18 protein-coding genes are annotated in these 18,140 nt (G+C 39.8%); 9 read left to right on the top strand and 9 right to left on the bottom strand.

Features of this window, described 5'->3' with window-relative positions; genetic code table 11:
- Positions 1-55: 55 nt before the first annotated feature.
- From HMPREF0023_RS13430 to HMPREF0023_RS13420, 3 genes are read right to left on the bottom strand one after another with little or no spacing between them, the layout of a single operon-like run.
- The gene (locus tag HMPREF0023_RS13430; RefSeq protein WP_008942324.1) at positions 56-1,117 is read right to left on the bottom strand and encodes a DUF6670 family protein; all 1,062 of its coding nucleotides are present in this window, start codon (positions 1,115-1,117) and stop codon (positions 56-58) included.
- Positions 1,118-1,133: 16 nt separating this feature from the next.
- Complete coding sequence (gene pssA, locus HMPREF0023_RS13425; RefSeq protein WP_004637848.1) at positions 1,134-1,967, bottom strand: CDP-diacylglycerol--serine O-phosphatidyltransferase; 834 nt, start codon at positions 1,965-1,967, stop codon at positions 1,134-1,136.
- Between the two features lie 38 nt (positions 1,968-2,005).
- Positions 2,006-2,863: a 23S rRNA (adenine(2030)-N(6))-methyltransferase RlmJ gene (locus tag HMPREF0023_RS13420; protein ID WP_005083594.1), complete on the bottom strand. Its 858-nt coding sequence runs from the start codon at positions 2,861-2,863 to the stop codon at positions 2,006-2,008.
- A 118-nt stretch (positions 2,864-2,981) separates the two neighbouring features.
- On the opposite strand from HMPREF0023_RS13420, the gene HMPREF0023_RS13415 reads away from it, so the two are divergent.
- The gene (locus tag HMPREF0023_RS13415) at positions 2,982-3,590 is read left to right on the top strand and encodes a 2OG-Fe(II) oxygenase (protein WP_004637846.1); all 609 of its coding nucleotides are present in this window, start codon (positions 2,982-2,984) and stop codon (positions 3,588-3,590) included.
- A gap of 92 nt (positions 3,591-3,682) precedes the next feature.
- Entirely contained in the window at positions 3,683-4,210 is a 528-nt protein-coding gene (locus HMPREF0023_RS13410) for a hypothetical protein (RefSeq protein ID WP_005088160.1), read from the top strand.
- A gap of 31 nt (positions 4,211-4,241) precedes the next feature.
- On the opposite strand, the gene HMPREF0023_RS13405 is transcribed toward HMPREF0023_RS13410, so the two are convergent.
- From HMPREF0023_RS13405 to HMPREF0023_RS13390, 4 genes are all read right to left on the bottom strand, one after another.
- A complete protein-coding gene (locus HMPREF0023_RS13405; protein ID WP_004637844.1) occupies positions 4,242-4,484 on the bottom strand; it encodes a DUF2789 family protein in 243 nt (80 codons plus the stop codon).
- Positions 4,485-4,638: 154 nt separating this feature from the next.
- Positions 4,639-5,625 carry a malate dehydrogenase gene (locus HMPREF0023_RS13400; RefSeq protein WP_004637843.1) on the bottom strand — a complete coding sequence of 329 codons (987 nt, stop codon included), beginning with the start codon at positions 5,623-5,625 and terminating at the stop codon, positions 4,639-4,641.
- 169 nt (positions 5,626-5,794) lie between these two features.
- Positions 5,795-6,481: a hypothetical protein gene (locus HMPREF0023_RS13395; RefSeq protein WP_004637841.1), complete on the bottom strand. Its 687-nt coding sequence runs from the start codon at positions 6,479-6,481 to the stop codon at positions 5,795-5,797.
- A gap of 28 nt (positions 6,482-6,509) precedes the next feature.
- Positions 6,510-8,501: a lytic transglycosylase domain-containing protein gene (locus HMPREF0023_RS13390; protein ID WP_008942323.1), complete on the bottom strand. Its 1,992-nt coding sequence runs from the start codon at positions 8,499-8,501 to the stop codon at positions 6,510-6,512.
- A gap of 215 nt (positions 8,502-8,716) precedes the next feature.
- Here HMPREF0023_RS13390 and miaB point away from each other — a divergent pair, with 215 nt between their 5' ends.
- The 4 genes from miaB to HMPREF0023_RS13370 are packed head-to-tail and all read left to right on the top strand — an operon-like array spanning position 8,717 to position 12,102.
- A complete protein-coding gene (gene miaB, locus HMPREF0023_RS13385; RefSeq protein ID WP_004637839.1) occupies positions 8,717-10,168 on the top strand; it encodes a tRNA (N6-isopentenyl adenosine(37)-C2)-methylthiotransferase MiaB in 1,452 nt (483 codons plus the stop codon).
- 39 nt (positions 10,169-10,207) lie between these two features.
- Complete coding sequence (locus HMPREF0023_RS13380; RefSeq protein WP_017394568.1) at positions 10,208-11,287, top strand: PhoH family protein; 1,080 nt, start codon at positions 10,208-10,210, stop codon at positions 11,285-11,287.
- An 18-nt stretch (positions 11,288-11,305) separates the two neighbouring features.
- On the top strand, positions 11,306-11,791 hold the full coding sequence (gene ybeY, locus HMPREF0023_RS13375) for an rRNA maturation RNase YbeY (RefSeq protein WP_005088155.1): 486 nt from the start codon (positions 11,306-11,308) through the stop codon (positions 11,789-11,791).
- Positions 11,792-11,802: 11 nt separating this feature from the next.
- Positions 11,803-12,102 carry an antibiotic biosynthesis monooxygenase family protein gene (locus HMPREF0023_RS13370; protein ID WP_005088154.1) on the top strand — a complete coding sequence of 100 codons (300 nt, stop codon included), beginning with the start codon at positions 11,803-11,805 and terminating at the stop codon, positions 12,100-12,102.
- Between the two features lie 70 nt (positions 12,103-12,172).
- Here HMPREF0023_RS13370 and HMPREF0023_RS13365 read toward each other — a convergent pair whose 3' ends face one another.
- Both HMPREF0023_RS13365 and HMPREF0023_RS13360 read right to left on the bottom strand, forming a co-directional pair.
- Positions 12,173-14,332, bottom strand: coding sequence for a TonB-dependent siderophore receptor (locus tag HMPREF0023_RS13365; RefSeq protein WP_005088153.1), 2,160 nt, complete (start codon positions 14,330-14,332; stop codon positions 12,173-12,175).
- A gap of 269 nt (positions 14,333-14,601) precedes the next feature.
- The gene (locus tag HMPREF0023_RS13360; RefSeq protein ID WP_008942322.1) at positions 14,602-15,486 is read right to left on the bottom strand and encodes an energy transducer TonB; all 885 of its coding nucleotides are present in this window, start codon (positions 15,484-15,486) and stop codon (positions 14,602-14,604) included.
- A gap of 236 nt (positions 15,487-15,722) precedes the next feature.
- Between HMPREF0023_RS13360 and HMPREF0023_RS13355 the strand changes: the two genes are divergently transcribed.
- From HMPREF0023_RS13355 to HMPREF0023_RS13345, 3 genes are all read left to right on the top strand, one after another.
- Positions 15,723-16,406 carry a hypothetical protein gene (locus tag HMPREF0023_RS13355; protein WP_004637833.1) on the top strand — a complete coding sequence of 228 codons (684 nt, stop codon included), beginning with the start codon at positions 15,723-15,725 and terminating at the stop codon, positions 16,404-16,406.
- 194 nt (positions 16,407-16,600) lie between these two features.
- Positions 16,601-17,317: a DUF3108 domain-containing protein gene (locus HMPREF0023_RS13350; protein ID WP_004637832.1), complete on the top strand. Its 717-nt coding sequence runs from the start codon at positions 16,601-16,603 to the stop codon at positions 17,315-17,317.
- A gap of 144 nt (positions 17,318-17,461) precedes the next feature.
- Complete coding sequence (locus tag HMPREF0023_RS13345; RefSeq protein ID WP_004637831.1) at positions 17,462-18,037, top strand: xanthine phosphoribosyltransferase; 576 nt, start codon at positions 17,462-17,464, stop codon at positions 18,035-18,037.
- Positions 18,038-18,140: the final 103 nt, after the last annotated feature.

The following is an 18,140-nucleotide window of genomic DNA, read 5'->3' as shown; positions in this document are numbered from 1 at the left end:
ATAGAGGATTAGAAATGAGTTGCAAGAGGTTTTTCACATCTACCAGAACGACTGTCTACTTCTTGCACAAATAGGGCTGAAAATGTGGAATTTTATCTATTATTTGCTCGGTTTTATTTTTTTCTTGCCAATGTAAAGGTCGACAATCAATGTATTCACAATAACCTGATCCTTGATACGCCTCATTATTCCAAAAAAGCTGATAGTTAAAACTTCCGACATAACCTGCAGCTAATCCAAATTTATAATCACCACGACTTTGACCATGTAATTGAAAAACAATCTGATCACCTTGCTGGTACTGCCAAATAAATTCTCGCGCTAAGTACATATCACGTCCATTTGGCGTTCGTACTTTTGGATAAACTCGCATAACATCAAAACTCACATTTTGATTGTAAAGTATGCTTGGTTGTTGATCATATTGAACTTCTATTCGAGTAAAAATAATCTGATTCCATTGATTTCTTAACTCTGTGAGAATAATTTGCAATTCAGCATGGACTTGAATAATTTGATAGGTAAAGAAGTGAAATGCAATAAAAGGTAAATGTACAGCGCGAGCATGTTTTAAAACCCCTTGTGCTGCGATTTGATATTTTTGTTTTTTATATACCAGTTCCCCTTCGCATTGACATCGTGTATACCAATAATCAGCAACTCCCCATTGTAACGCAGAGTGATTTTCAACTTCAGCAAATGTGTTTACTTTTAATTCACAACTAAGCTCATCATCAAAGCGCTTAAAATAATAGTTGGGTGGATCAACATGGATATGATCAATATTTAAAAATTGATAACGATCAACATCAAATTGGCACTGATCTTTTGCGCTATAACTTTTAAGATGCCCAACCGTTGCTACACTACTGCTCACCAATACGGTTGCTGTATCAATTGCGGTTGTCATTACTGCACTCGCGTTATAGCAAACCGGAATGCGTGGCTGTCCAATGAGGCTGATAAAATTCAGATAATGGAAGGGCGCTGGAAGATTCGGCAGGATCAATGCCTGATAAACGATTTTAAACAAACCTTTAGGTGGATAGAAGATTAGAGCATCTGACTTATTGAGGTTCAGCTGCTTTAATTGATTATTACTGATCAATATTGGCATACTGAACCTCCATTTTTTAAGTTGTTATTTTTGAATCATTCTTTTTCGCCAACAAAGTCGTTACAAATCCAGAGAGGATATAAATAATACAAACTGTCAATATCCCTACTGGAATGTTGTACGTGATCGCTGCAAAAATCAAGACCACGGGCAACATCACAACAAAAGGTACACGCTTACGGTCCATTTGTTTAAATGAGTAATACTTAATATTTGAAATCATGAGCAAACCTATACCAACCATGACAGCGGCATTAATAATTTGAATCACAATGTCTTTTAAATCAAAAATAAATGGAAAATCACGCCCGACCCACACCATCGAAATCACAGCTACAGCAGCGAGTGGACTTGCAATACCAATAAAATAACGCTTATCGACCACACCAATCTGTACATTGAAACGAGCTAAACGGAAAGCTGCACAAGCGGTATAGATAAAACAACATGCCAAACCTATACGACCAAGATCGTGTAAACTCCAGCTATACATCAAAATTGCAGGCGCAACACCAAAAGCAAGCAGATCAGATAATGAGTCGTATTGTTCACCAAACGCACTCTGTGCCCCGATTGCACGTGCTACACGCCCATCTAAACCATCCAACAATGCAGCTAAAAAGATTGCATAAATCGCTTGATTAAAATTACCATTCATACTTGCAATGATGGAATAAAAACCAGATAGAAGCGCCGCTGTTGTAATTAAATTCGGCCACAAATAAATTCCACGACGTTTTACTTTTTGCCCTTCCTGCGTATGCTCTTCCTCTTCCACTTCAAATGTAATGCCATCGAAAGTTCGACCATCTTTATTTAAATCAGAATCAGGTTTCAGAGAATTTGTCATTATTTTCAATTCCTCAACAATATCTTGATGTTGATGGGTTATTCACCCACCAACCAACGCACTGCGGCATGACCGCCAATTTCTTGCATACGCAAATGTGGAAATAACCATTGTAATGCTTGATCCGCATCTTCCGAAAATTTCCAAGGTGGGTTAATCACCAAAAGCCCGCAACCATTTAGCCCCACAGGCGTATCATCAGGCCATACACAGATTTCGCAAACCAATTGACGGCGAATGCCTGTTTTAAACATTTTCTTTTCGAAACGTTCAATCATGGCGCGATCTTTAATTGGATACCATACAGCAAACACACCAGTCGGCCATTTTTTATGAGCAGCTTGGAGTAATTCGACTAATTGTGGGAAATCTTTACGCTCTAGTTCATATGGTGGATCAATCATGACCAACCCACGTTTTTCTTTTGGTGGGATAACGCCGAGCAAACCCTCATAAGCATCTCGCTCATGTAAACCCATGCGTTTATCACGGATATTTTGGCGTAGCTGTTGAAACACATCACGCTGCATTTCAAAAACAGTTGCCTTATCAATTTCACGCATTCCTTGCAAAGCAAACCACGGGGAACCCGGGTAACTACCTTTGCCCTCTTCGGCACGTAAACTTTCAACTAGTTTCAAATATTCTTGCACACCCTCAGGTGCTTGACGCTTTTCTATCTCGCCCAACTGTACGAGACGATGGATCCCTGTTAAAAACTCACCAGACTTTTGCGCTGGTGCAAGAGATAAGTCATATTTACCTGCCCCACCATGGGTATCGATATATCGATATGGCTTATCTTTAGCATTTAAACGATTAAGCAGTTGAAGCAAAAGCACATGCTTCATAACATCGGCAAAGTTACCTGCATGGAAATGGTGACGGTAATTCATGTTGACAATTATTCCTCAATTCAAAGGATAGTTTATCATGAAAATAAAAGCTATTCTTTAGCGTTGATGTGATCAGCTAAAATTGTACTGTAATCAAATGAATGTTAACTGGAGCTGTATGCAATCCACCTCTCTTCCTACATCTTGGAATATTGATCAAATTTTAGATGATTTAAATACGTCTGGTTTTGCTTTAGTGAATGACGCGTACCCTAAAGAATATATAATCGATCTGGTTCAAGAATGTAGTCTTCATCTGGAGGAGTTTCGAGCAGCGGGAATACAGAATGGCGTTGTCAGTCATATTCGAAGCGACCACATTTTATGGATTGATCATCAACTGCCCATCGCACAACAACACATCAAGACCTTACAAAGCTTATCTCAAACGTTAAATCAAGCATTCTATCTCGGGATTAAAGAGGTAGAAGCACATTTTGCTTGCTATAACGCAGGTGAGTTTTACGCGTTACATCGCGATAATCCGCAACTAAAAAATGATCGAATGATTTCAACTGTTTTCTATCTACACGAACATTGGCAGGAAGACTGGGGTGGTCAATTGCGTTTACAGGATAAGAATGGGGAGTGGCATATCATTCAACCTACCCCCAATCGCCTTGCTATTTTCCAAAGTGATATATTGCATGAAGTTCTTCTCTCCAAACAACAGCGTCTCTCTATTACTGCATGGTTAAGAAGTGGAAATTCTATTTGGAATAATTAGGATCGAATGAATATCAAGGGACACTAAACCTTTAAATTTCTCAAAACAACCTTATATAACCTACCTAACTGACGATTTTTGTGGATCAATGCATGTCGAATGAAACCAAACAGGTAATTTCTCGGATTGGGGAAACAGACCAACTTTATTTAAGTGGCAACACCCCCGAGCTTGCTTTAGAACGTGCGGACTTACGTTTGCAGTTAGTGATGCACAGCCATGTTCGTCAGGAACAATTACATTTTCTACAAGAAGCAATTGTATTACTTGAACAAGCACGTATTGAACACGAAGAGATGCCTTTAAGCTTGTATTTGAGTTTGTCACTGTATTTAGCTAAAGCATATATGATTTATTTTGAGCTCAACAAAGAGCAACGTTTCGCTTTGATTACACAACAGATCTTAAAACCTTTAGCACATCATGATCACTTAGACATTTATTTCTTTCTCGCCTATGCATCTGTTGTAAAGCAAGAATATGCACTTACTCGACATTGGTTGAAAAAATATGTGTCTTGCCTAGATCATGATCTTGAATTGCTTCAAGCCCACCCTGCTTTCGATCAAGTACGACAAGAGGCTTGGTTTAAAACACTTCTACGTAATAAAGCTCACTAATGATTTGTGAGCTTTATTTATTTTTTTATGATTATTCCGTGCTGTCTACATGCAATTGTTGATTTAACTCATCAATCACTATCGCCCATTCATCATCTTTTTCCCAATGACTTTTTAAAAAATCTCGCTGCCCTGCACTCCAAAAATCAGCTTCATGCAGTTTTTCCTCGGCACGTAATTGATGCGTTTGGATAAAAAGCTCCATAGCCGCTTCATCCGCTTCTAACCCAAGCTGTTCAAATAACAGTTCTAGTGTAGGTTGTTGTTCAAACATGTTTATTCTCCCTTAGCTTTTTTCTTCTTTTAATGTATCAATAAAGCACGCACTATTGCAGTGAAGCACTTTGTTTTCTTGTTGTTTTTTGTGTGGTTCCTACACAATAAAAATGCCCCCAATCGGAGGCATTTTTTAATTTATCAGTGATAAATTATTTTAGCATATCAGCAATTGCTGCACGCTCTTCTTCAAGTTCGTTCAACGTGAAGTTAATACGCTCACGGCTGAACTCATCAATTTCTAAACCTTGAACGATTTTGTATTCACCGTTTTCAGTTGTTACAGGGAAACCGAACATAACGCCTTCTGGAATACCATATGAACCGTCAGATGGGATACCCATAGTTACCCATTTGCCGTTTGTACCCAATGCCCAGTCACGCATATGATCGATTGCAGCATTTGCAGCAGAAGCAGCAGAAGACAAACCACGCGCCTCGATGATCGCAGCACCACGCTTACCAACTGTTGGAAGGAATACATCCTTATTCCACTCAGCATCGTTGATTTTGTCTTTTAAGCTTTCACCATTTGCAGTCGCAAAACGGTAGTCAGCATACATCGTTGGAGAGTGGTTACCCCAAACCGTTAATTTTTCGATATCAGCAACAGCAACACCAGCTTTTTGAGCGACTTGAGTCAACGCACGGTTGTGGTCAAGACGTAACATCGCTGTGAAGTTTTTCGCAGGAAGATCTGGAGCAGAGTTCATTGCGATATAAGCATTTGTATTTGCAGGGTTACCTACAACCAATACTTTTACATTACGGCTAGCAACTTCGTTTAATGCTTGACCTTGACCGATGAAGATTTCACCGTTTACTTTCAATAAGTCAGCACGTTCCATACCAGGACCACGTGGACGAGAACCAACTAATAATGCATAGTCAGCATCTTTGAATGCAACTTTAGGATCATCAGTTCCGATCATGCCTGCCAATAATGGGAAAGCACAGTCGTCTAACTCCATCATTACGCCTTTAAGCGCTTGTTGGGCTTTCTCAACAGGAACTTCAAGCAATTGTAAAATTACAGGTTGATCTTTACCAAGCATTTCACCGCTTGCGATACGGAATAATAAGCTATAACCAATTTGACCTGCAGCGCCTGTAACGGCAACACGAACGGGTTGCTTCATGTAATTGTCTCCAATGAGGGTCCTTAATTGGACTAGATAGTGATTCTATCCAGTCAAATCATCATAAACGGCAAAGATTGTACTCTAAAGCAGCAGCATATGCATATAAAAGAGAATGAATTTCAACAAAAGTCTGATAGAAAATACAAATTAAGTGCAGCTAGAAAAGTTAATAGCTACCCTTAATTGTAAATTCACTTGGGCAACCTGTCACAACATGACTTGCACATTGTTTATACTGCCCATTTTTGTGATAACACACTCGGATCTCGGTCAAAATGGAGTCTGATCGTGAAGATTGGCAACTAAAACGAATACCATTTGCAGGTAAAGAGGGATTTAATTTAGTAAATTGTTGTCTCAGATTTTCTTTTTGTACACTAATCGTGTTTTGACTGGTCAGATCAGCAGGTATCTTTAAACGTTCAGCGAAATTAATAATCGTTCTATAATATTGGCTCGCATTCATCGGGACACAACCTCCAACATTTTGCCAAAGTTGTACCCGCTCAGTTTCATTCGGCATGACACGTGCGACCACGGTCGATTGCAATGGAGATAATGCGGCTGATGATTTTGTTTCGCAGTTCCGATTGACTGGAACTTCTGGCAATAAACTTGAAATTGTTAAAGAATAACCTTCCAAACACTTACGTTGTTTTTGTTTTGATGAATCTAAAGCACATACCGCTGGCGTCATTTCTACATGTAAAATATAGCCCGCGAGATTTTGGTTACTCGCAGCATATAATGATGAGGCAAACGAAAGCACAAGCATACAGCCTAAAGCCTGTACCCACCTTGTAAACCGTCGTTTTAAAAAATCTATTGATTTCATCAAATACCAAAACTTCATGACTTCAAATTTAATATCAGCTTATATTTCAAGGGCTATTTCGCACAGGAATCACACCCATCCTTTTCTCTAGGGACTGTGGCCCTTGCCCCAATACCACACCATAATGCGTTGCATTGGTCATGACATGTTTGACATAGTCACGTGTTTCCAACAATGGAATCGATTCTGTGTATTGATCTGCCGCCAAAGGTTGATTGTCAGGCTGCCAACGTCGTGCTCGATTAGGGCCTGCGTTATAACCCGCAGTAGCCAGCACTGCATTGCCGCTAAGTTGTCCCTGAATCATTGAAAGATAGAAAGTACCATAACGAATATTGGTATTCATTTCACTCAGCGCAGCTGGATTGTAGGTTTCACCCATTTGTCGCGCAATTAACTTTGCGGTATTTGGCATGATCTGCATCAAACCACCAGCACCGACATGAGAACGTGCTGTGGTGACAAAACGACTTTCTTGGCGCATTAAACCATATGCCCAAGCAGGATCTACACCTGCATTATTGCTATGGCTCGTGACGTTCGCACGATGAGGTGTAGCAAATCGATAGGTATCGTTGTGACGGGTGGTCGTACGATCAGCAGCATAAATTGCCCGATCATACCATCCCATATCATGCGCGCGTTTTGCAGCAGCGAGAATCAAACCATCATCTTGCTGTAAATAAGCTTGGCGTACTGCCCAATTCCACTCACGATTGATATATGTGGCTGGTGCATTAATTTCTCTAAGGGTAAATGCACGTCTAAAATGGATATTTTGATTAAGTCGTTGCGTATCTTGGGCAGAGGGTTGCTCATTAAATGGTTGATGGTGATAACGCTGGCCCAAACGGTCTTTGGCCAACAAATGATGATAATCATCACCAGCTTGAGCCAATTTACGATAAATCTGCTGTGCTGCTTGCTTAGACGCAGCATCGGCACGTTGCTCAGACGCTCTTGCTAACCAATACTGCCAACGATCTTCTTGTTTTTGCGTCACAGACATCGCATCTATTGCCCGAATCAGACTTTCCCAAGAACCAAATCGAATGGATTGTCTTGCATAAATTTCGGCTTCCTCAGGACTAAATGGATAACCATAGCTTTGATCAAATGCAGTTAATACTTCACGATTAAAACCATTTTTCATCACAGTCGTACCTCCCACATAACCGACTGTACGATATAGATATTGTTGTACAGCTTGTGGCGTATCTTGAAGCGCACGAGGAAGATTCGCCAATGCATTGGTTAGATCACTATCCGCGACCCGCCCCAAAGCAAAAATCAAATATGCATAATCTGCGTCGTTGTTTTTAGCAGCGCTCCATAGATAGCCCAATGGATTGGCTTGAATCTGATTGAGCTGTGCAAGCGATAAATTCAGCCCCATTGATTGTGCTGTGGTGATCGCAAAGCCAGATTGCCCCGCACGTAGTTGTGACCACAAGCGATGTTGGCGATCTTGCGCGGTCATCAACGGGCTAGCCAGCATCAATCGCCCTAAACCATTACATGATTCAGGTTGTGTCGTGGTGGTTAACCAAATGTCTTTGTACTCTGCAAAAACAAGGCTATCTCCTGTTTGTGCTCGAACTTGGGCAACAGCACAGCTTTCTGCTTGATCAGGGTTTGTGACATAACTGAGTACGGGCTTGGCTTCAGCAAAGCTGGCGTATTTCACTTTTTCTTCAACATAGTCAGCTGCCAACTTTTCAGCCATTGCTGATTGTGGGTAGCGTTGAGCAAAACTAATAATGGCAGAGGCAGGCTGTGAGGCTAAATTGGTATTGAGTTTCCAGTATTCAGGGTAATACCCCAATACATCATTCTGCATTTGTTCTTGGAATTGATCGAGTAAAGCTATATTACTGGCATTTGCCGCACGCAAAGCATCATTGAATTGAATATCTAAAGCGTATAGGGATGAACATGCGAACATACCTCCCACTGCGAAAAAATAACGGAAACTGTTCTTATACTTCACTTTTTTAGCATCCATTGTTATCAAATCACGTTGCTTTTTCATCTTCATCAATCAATATGCCCTATTCACCCTAGTGATATAGTGTAATAAGTCTAGCTTTCCACTATTGTTGTGTTATGTAACTTACTGATTCATATTCATTAAAATGCATACAATTTTATTCACAAACTGTCCATTTTTGTCAGTTTTTTATTCTCTGCGTTCTGACAAAAATACTGTTATAATCCGCCGTTTATTTAAACCCATCTTGTTTAGGAGCCTGCATGACGGTTCAAACATTCATTCCAAGTGCGACACACGCTGCCTCAGAAAACACTGTTACCCAGCCAATGCACACCGCTGATGTTTCAATGAAGAAGTTATATATTGAAACGCAAGGGTGTCAGATGAATGAGTATGACAGTCATCGTATGGCAGATTTGTTAGGTGATTCACATGGCTATGTGCTCACTGACAATCCAAATGAAGCTGACATCCTTTTAATGAATACTTGCTCTATTCGTGAAAAAGCGCAAGAAAAAGTATTTAGTGGACTCGGCCGTTGGCGCAAACTTAAAGAGAAAAATCCTGACCTCGTGATTGGTGTCGGTGGTTGTGTTGCCTCTCAAGAGGGTGACAACATTCAAAAACGTGCGCCTTATGTCGATATGGTATTTGGTCCGCAAACCTTGCACCGTTTGCCGCAAATGTTAGATCAACATCAAGCGCAAGTTGAAAAACCAAAGAAAGAAAAAATTAAACTGGTCGATATCTCCTTCCCTGATATTGAAAAATTTGACTTCTTACCAGAACCTCGCGTCGAAGGCTTTAAAGCATTTGTTTCGATTATGGAAGGCTGTTCAAAATACTGTTCTTTCTGCGTGGTACCATATACTCGTGGTGAAGAAGTTTCACGACCATTAGATGATGTTCTAGCAGAAATCGCTGGGTTGGCTGAAAAAGGTGTTCGTGAAATCAGCCTACTTGGTCAAAACGTAAATGGTTATCGTGGTGAAACTTTTGAAGGCGGAATTTGTACATTCCCAGAATTACTTCGCTTAGTGGCAGAAATTCCAGGTATTGGACGTTTACGTTATACCACTTCTCACCCACTTGAGTTTTCAGATGAGTTGATTCAATGTTATCGTGATTTACCGCAAATGGTTTCGCATTTGCACTTACCTGTACAAAGTGGCTCAAACGACGTATTGCAAGCCATGAAACGTAACCACACCATTGATGTCTATATCGATAAAATAGCCAAACTCCGTAAAGTTCGCCCTGATATGCATTTATCAAGTGACTTCATTATTGGCTTTCCTGGTGAAACGGATCAACATTTCGCAGAAACCTTACAGTTCATTAAAGATTTAGACTTTGATCACTCTTATAGTTTTGTTTATTCAAAACGTCCGGGTACACCTGCCTCTGATCTTCCAGATGACACACCTGAACAAGTGAAAAAGGATCGTCTCGCACAAGTTCAAGAGGTGATTAAACGCTCAAGCATCGATAAAACTGATGCTATGCTCGGTAAGATCGAACGTGTCTTAATTGAGAAAGTATCTGATAAAGATCCAAATATCTTGATTGGGACAGCTGATAATACTCGTCTGGTTACATTTATAGGCGATGCAGCTTGGGTTGGTCGTTTTGCTGAAATCGAGATTACTGAAATTAAAACTTTAAATTTAGTTTATGGTGAACTCTTGAATCTTGAACCTGACGTGGCGTAATGTAGAGGTATTCTTATAAGTCAACAAAAAGGGCTTCTCTTGACTGCAGCGATTCGACGTACAGTAATGTTCCCTGAGATTTCCATGGAACGCTTAAAAAGCATGCTCGGTGCATATAACGGGCATTTAAAACAAATCGAACAACGTTTAGATGTCAAAATTACTCACCGAGGAGATGCGTTCTATCTCGATGGTGATATAGAAACGGTCGAAAGAGCCGAAGCATTATTGCAACGGCTCTATCAAGAGTCTGAAACATCACAACAAATCAGCGCTGATCTGTTACATCTCATGATTCAATCCTCACAATCCGAACGTGATTTCGAGTTGGTGGGTGAGGAGTTGGATGAATATGACGCGCCGATAGATGTGTATTTTCAAACACGCAAAGGACGAATTAATCCTCGCGGCGCTAACCAAAAGCGTTATGTACAACGTATTTTGCAAAGCGATATTTCTTTTGGTATTGGTCCCGCAGGTACAGGTAAAACTTACTTAGCGGTTGCCGCTGCGGTTGACATGTTAGAACGCAATGAAATTCAACGTATTTTATTGGTTCGCCCTGCTGTCGAAGCTGGGGAAAAACTAGGTTTCTTACCGGGTGATCTTACTCAAAAAATCGATCCATATTTGCGCCCACTATACGATGCTTTGTATGAGATGCTCGGTTTTGAGAAAGTTGCCAAACTAATTGAACGCCAAGTGATTGAGGTTGCGCCTCTTGCTTACATGCGTGGGCGTACACTCAATCATTCATTCGTGATTTTAGACGAAGCGCAAAACACCACACCTGAGCAAATGAAAATGTTCCTCACACGCTTAGGTTTTGGTTCTCGTGCTGTGATTACAGGTGATGTGACACAGGTTGACTTACCACGTGGACAGCAATCAGGCTTAGCACAAGCACTCCGTGTACTGGAAAATGTACACGAAATTCATATTACCCGCTTCCACTCTCGAGATGTGGTTCGTCATCAGTTAGTACAAAAAATTGTAGAAGCTTATGAAGGTTGGGACAGCGAACAACAGCGCTTGTCAGCTGAAGCTCGTGCCGAACGTAAAGCCAAGCAAGAAGCTCTAATTGCTGAGAACGATGAAAAAGCGGATGCACAGCATTAAGATGATTAAGGGTTTATTTTGAAAATCAATTTAAGTCTGCAACAAGACTTTCAAACTGCTGAGTTACCACTGAAACGTGGTCAAATCAAAAAACACATCGAAACCGCATTACGTCATGTCGGTTTCGATGCTGATTGTGAAATTGGCATTGCTTGTGTTGATCTAGCAGAAAGCCATGAACTAAATCTGCAATATCGGGAAAAAGATAAACCAACAAATGTACTTTCTTTTCCAAGTGACATTCCAGAGAAAATGCTAAGTTTGCTAGATGCTGAACCTTTGGGTGATTTGGTCATTTGTATGCCTGTGGTTTTGCAAGAAGCGAAAGAGCAACAAAAAACACCAATGGATCATTTCACACATTTATTGGTACATGGCATTTTGCATTTACTCGGTTATGACCATGAAACCAGTGAATCTGATGCTGAAGAGATGGAAGCATTAGAAATAGCAATTTTGAAGAAACTCAACATTGCCAATCCTTACCAAGCTGATGAAATCTAGTTGAAACGCTTATGTATGTTGTCATTTTTAAAGCCACAATCAATACACTCGATGCAACTTACTCTGAAATGGCACAAAAGCTGAGAAATAAAGCTTTAAGCCAATTTAACTGTATCAAATTCGAAGCATGTAGTGAAAATGGCTTTGAAATTGCGTTGTCTTATTGGCACAACCATGAAGATATCAGATATTGGCAACAAGACGCTGAACATCAAGTTGCTCAGCGTCTAGGTAAAGAAATATGGTACCAACACTTTAGCGTGGAAATTTGCAAAGTTGAGCGTGCTTACTCTAGTCAAAATGGATTGTGAATAACATTTAAGTTATCCACATGTTCAATAAAAAACGGCTGAATTCAGCCGTTTTTTATTTATTAAACTTTTAGAACTGATAACGTAACGTTAATGTTGCATTACGTGGTTCGCCATGTGTGATTTGCCCATATGCAGGGAATACACCGTAATAATCTTTATCAAATACATTGTTAATATTTAACTGGGCTGAGAAGTCTTTGTTAATTTTGTATTTGGCCATTAAATTAACCAAAGCATATGAACCTTGTACAATCTTAGGATCAGCACCAGCAGGCACACTTTTCGCAAAAATATAAGTATCACTTTGCCAATTAATACCTGCACCAACACTTAATGCATCCCATTGATTTGAAAATTGGTAAGTAGTATAGGTTTGTATCATTTTACGCGGCAGTTCGGTATTAATATCATCACCTTTCGCATCTGTCGCCTCATACTGACTATATCCTGCTGTAAGATTCCAATTTGGAGTGATCTGTCCGCTCACCTCCAGTTCAAATCCTTTGCTCTCTGCACCTTTTGCTGCACGATAATAGGTTTCCTGTACGCCATTTCGCTCTATCTGCCCCGCCGCCTGTGCCAAATTATCTTGCTTAATATTAAAAATCGCCAAAGTACCATTTAAGCGATCATCAAACCATGATGATTTCAAACCAATTTCGGTACTATTGCCTTTAATTGGATCTAGGTAGTTATTACTCATGTCTTTTTGATTTTGCGGTTGAAAGATACTGGTATAACTCACATAAGTAGAATAGTTTGAATTAATGTCATAAACCAACCCTGCATAAGGAATAAACTCATGCTCATATTTAATTTTCTTTGCTTTGGCACCTAAATCTTTTTCATAATCTGTCACACGCCCCCCTACAATGAGCTTAAGAGGATCAAGTAAAGATAATTGCGCTGCAGCAAAAACTGCATTTTGCTTTACGGTGTATTTTTCTGAAGATGTCCAATCCCCCCACACTGGCTCAGCAAGAGACGTATTCCAACGATAGATGCTCTCTATAGGCTGTGTCATAGTGCCCGTACGACCAAGTGCAGTAAAATCTTGATTTGAATATTGATAGCCAACGGCGACTTTGTGATCTCTACCAAATAAATCAAATTGGCCATCAACCTGCAGTGTAAGATTGTCTTGATCAATATTTACATCATAGGAACCAGCAAAACCAGATAACCCCATGCCCGTTTCCTTATTAGGATAACCCGAGACATAAAACAGTTTAGAATCAGCTTCTCTCTTACCGTGAGCATAAGAAAACTTTACATTCCAGTTGTCATTAATTTGTTGAGTAAGGTCTGCAAACCAATTGGTATACTTCACCTGCCAACGTGTCCAATCCTGACTTGTTGTGGTTTTTTTAGATAAGTTTGTTCGCGTACCATCACTAAAATAAACAGGTAAACCACCCCACATTGGCCCACGTGGATCATCTTCTTGATAGCTTATCCCAACAGATAATAAAGTAGAGTCTGTTAAATCTGCTTCGCCTGTCAGTAACAGCGTTAAACGTTCTTTACTTAATAAATTAGTAAAACTATCACCCTCCTCGTATTTCGCAACAGCTCGCCCACGCAATGTTCCAGAGTCATTTAAACTATTTGCAATATCGCCCATGACACCGTAATTGTTCCAACTACCGCCAGTCACTTCAATATTCGCAGTAGGAACTTTACTCGTTGCACGTTTACGCACCATATTAATTGCGGCAGATGGATTACCAGTACCTGTGGTCAAACCTGTTGCGCCCCGAACAATATCAATATGATCATAGATTGCAGTACTTGCAAAGATTTCCCCAGAAGACCAAGGCAATGTATAAGTTGTTGGAATACCATCAATAATATAATTATCCACAACAAAGCCTCGTGAATATATGCCACCTCGATTGGTCTCATAACGATTGACCGTTAACCCTGTGACATTCTCAGCAACATCAACCAAAGTTGTGAGTCCCTGATCTTGCATACGTTGTTGTGTTACAACAGAAACAGATTGTGGGAGTTCCTTTAGCTTTAAATTTAATGGTAATGCTGTCGATGCCGTTTCAGCGGTATAGGAGGTAGAAGCTTTGTCACGCTCTGCTTTTACAATAATCGTTGGCAGCTGTGCATTTTCTGTATTTGACTGAGCAGAAGTCAATGAGGGTAAAAATATTGCTGCCATTGCCAGAACAAGCGGGTGTGCTTTAAATAAGCTCAATTCAGAATCGTGTTGCATGCAAACATATCCTTTTCACAAAGTTTAGAGCATTTGGAGACACACACCACTTCCCCCCGAAATTTTAAAGAAGGATGTATGAATGCCCTAAAGGAGAATTAAAGAAATTACAAGACGAATGATAATCGTTTTTATTATCAATTCAAGAACTATAAGACAAAAGCAACTATGACTATGAAGTTTGTACTTAAAAAAGATGACTCATAAAATATAAGATATTAATTTTAATGGATATTTCAACACATACAACAAAGTAAATTCTGTCTTAGTTAATGCACTTCAAATTCAGCATCCACTGGATCAAAACGCCATGTTCGGATAATCCGTAACTCAGAAATATCTTTCATACTGCTGTCAAAAGCTCCAAATGGTGCACCACGGCGAACAGAAGCACGAGCTGCTTCATCCAAAATCGGATGTCCTGAGCTCTCAATTAAACGAATGGCTCGGATACCGCCTTGCGCATTTAAAATCACCATTAAACGTACTTCACCCGCTAAGCGTTGCTGTTTTGCCGCATCGGGATAATAACGATTGCCATACAACTCAACTTTTTGTCGGAATTTATCGAGATATGCTGCCGATGCATCTTGTTTCGCTTGTATCCCATCAACCGTTTTAATACGTTGCTTACGGCTAAAATTTTGTTGGCGTTGTAAATATTGCGCTTCTAAACTTGCCACCATCGCAGCTTTGGCTTGAAATTGACTTTGTAATTCTTCTAATGCTTTCTTACGTTCATTCTGTTCAGCTTGCTTTTGCCAACTTAACACTGTCATTAACACTTTTTCCTCAAAGAGGAGTTCACGCTTCTGTTGTATGGTTTCGAGACTTTCTAGCTCATGCTCTCCTGTGGTTGCATCACTTTGCATTGGCGTGGGCATATCACTAGACATACGATGTGCTTGATGAAATTCACCTGATCCTTGTTGATCAGTTTGCGCTAAAAAATCTGCATGCTCGACCTTATCTTGACTTGGACGTACAGACACGGCGATTTCTTTGGTTGATGTATCAGTAGGTGACGGCATCGAAAATTGTGTTGTCAGTACGAGGCCATGTACCATGACTGCAATAACAACTGCTCCAACAAAAATCGGATCTTGCCACCAAAAGGAAGTCATTTGAGTACGAAAATTTATTTTATTCCACATGGTATATAAGCGACAAAAATGTCTCATCCCCAACGGCAGCTACCGCATAAAAAAAACCAAACCAATATTCAAAAGTACGAAAAAATGTGATCCACTTATAGCTTGAGTGCTTCCATCGCATCATTTTATGAAAATGTAGCAATTAATTTTGCTACACTGCAAGCCACAAATTTAATTTTTACTTTTTAGTTAAGCAAAGATGGCGAATACACCATTCACTTTCTGGAACAACTTTTATGCAAACGCTACTTTCATCTGTTGTTAAACGTCTACGTAAAGTTTACCAAAAAGCCGAAGATTTCATTGAAGAAGAAAGAGAATTCCCACTTTCACAAGTATTTGTAAATGCAACAATGGAGCGGTACGTCACCAATAATGTCGAAATCATGCAAGATTTACATGCAGATCTATATGATGGTTGGTTACGTCTATACACCACTTTAGATGTAAAAGGCTTACACACGACGCTATCCGTTGATTTAAAACTGATTCAAATGGAAATGAATCAGGATGTTCAACTGATGGTTTTTGAACAAATTAGTAATACTCAAGTGATCGAAGCAAAATTCAAAAACATTTTTCAAAAATGGGGCTTCCATATTGCGATTTGGTATTACCAAAAATTTAAGGAAGAAGATCCTTTAGGCAAAATTTTAGCGCATTTTGAAATTGTAACGGTGAAAGATGATTTACTCTATCTCGATCTAAATCGCTGGTTTGGGAAAAAGCCAAGCATTATTGAAACTTTGAGTAAGGTTCATGTCAACCGAGCAAGGGTCCGACCTGCTGAGCTCATCGTGTGGGGCAATGTCAATCTCACTGCGATTCTATACCCACCGAATGATGATGATTTTGGTGAAGATGAGTTAGAAGATAGTACTGTGACGCCAATTCAACAGAAGAAAGCGAAAAGAAAATAAATAAAATGCTCAATGGGGTTACTTCTTACTTTACACCTACCCCATTGAGCCTCCACCTTTACGATTTATACGAAAATTAACAAGCGCTTAGTAAAAAGGCTGAACTTTTCTTCACAATCTACAGGCATAATAAATCTAAATTTTCCTGATAAATGAGTGCAAATACCTCGTATTCGCTCTAAGGACTCAATGTTATGACACAGAAATTATCAAAAGTGCTCGGTATTGCAACAGTAACATCTGCAGCGATTCTATGCGGCAGTTTATCTAGTCATGCTTTGGCAATGACCCCATTCCAAGCAAACTATCAATTTAGCTACAATAACAAAAACCTAGGTTCTGCAACACGTACACTCGCTCAACAAGGTAATAACTGGACATATTCTTTTAACGCACGTGCTGGTGGTATCGCCTCTGCCTCTGAAACCAGTCAATTTAGCTTTGCTGACAATAAAATCACATCGCAAAAATTTAGTCGTACCAGTAAGATCTTGATTCATAACAACACTATGAACATCAACTTTAATCCTAGTGCGAAAGTAATTAACACCCAGAAAGATGACAAAAAGCGCTCTTTCCCTTGGAAAGATGGTGTTTTAGATGAGCTGAATGCCGAATTACAAGTTCGTGAAGATCTCAAAAATGGTAACACCTTACAAACACGCTACTTCATTGCAGATAGTAAAGCCGTGGATGAGCGCCGTTTTATTCGCCAAGGTACTGAAACCATCAAAACCAATTATGGGACTTTTAACACAATTAAAGTCGTACTTCAGCACGACAAACCAGAACGCAACACGGTATTCTGGCTCGCGCCAAAACTTGATTATCTCCCTGTCAAGGTGACACATAATGACGGAAAATCTTCGTATGGGCTTTTATTAACAGGCTATACGGGTAAAACTAATTAATCAGCGCTAAAATTGCAGCCATATACCAAACATCGTAAAGTTCTGTGAAATATCAACAAAGCTTTAATTTATGGCTTGCAATTTTTTTGATGCTTTTTAAAATATGCCTTTGCTTGAAAAAGCATCCGTTTAGAGGATTCTCCCGTGTACGCTCTAGAACAGAAAATCTTAAATGAAGGTATCGTTCTATCTGATCAAGTCTTGAAAGTTGACGCTTTCTTGAATCACCAAATCGACCCTGTGCTCATGCAGCAGATCGGCAAAGAATTTGCTGCTCGTTTTAAAGATGCTGGCATTACCAAAATTATTACCATTGAAGCATCAGGTATTGCACCTGCGATCATGGCGGGTCTAGAGCTTGGTGTGCCTGTGATTTTTGCTCGCAAATATCAGTCATTAACATTAAAAGATGATCTTTATCGTTCTAAAGTGTTTTCATTTACTAAACAAACTGAAAGTACAATTGCTATTTCTAACAAGCACATCAGTTCAAGTGATAAAGCACTTGTGATTGATGACTTCTTGGCAAATGGCCAAGCGGCATTGGGCCTGATTGACCTCATTCATCAAGCCAATGCTGAAGTGGTTGGAGTAGGGATCGTGATTGAAAAGTCATTCCAACCTGGTCGTGATGTCTTACTCGAAAAAGGCTATCGTGTAGAGTCTTTGGCACGCGTTAAATCCCTCAGCGATGGCAAAGTAACCTTTGTGACTGAATAAGCAACATTATGAATTCGAAAGAGCGCTTTCAATATAAAGCGCTCTTTTCTTTTGTAGGATTTCATCATCGAAGCAACAGAGATCAGTGCCTTAATCATAATAA

The sequence above is a fragment of the Acinetobacter sp. ATCC 27244 genome (genome assembly GCF_000156555.1).
GTDB lineage: Bacteria > Pseudomonadota > Gammaproteobacteria > Pseudomonadales > Moraxellaceae > Acinetobacter > Acinetobacter haemolyticus.
This window is presented reverse-complemented; position numbering and strand designations above follow the sequence as displayed.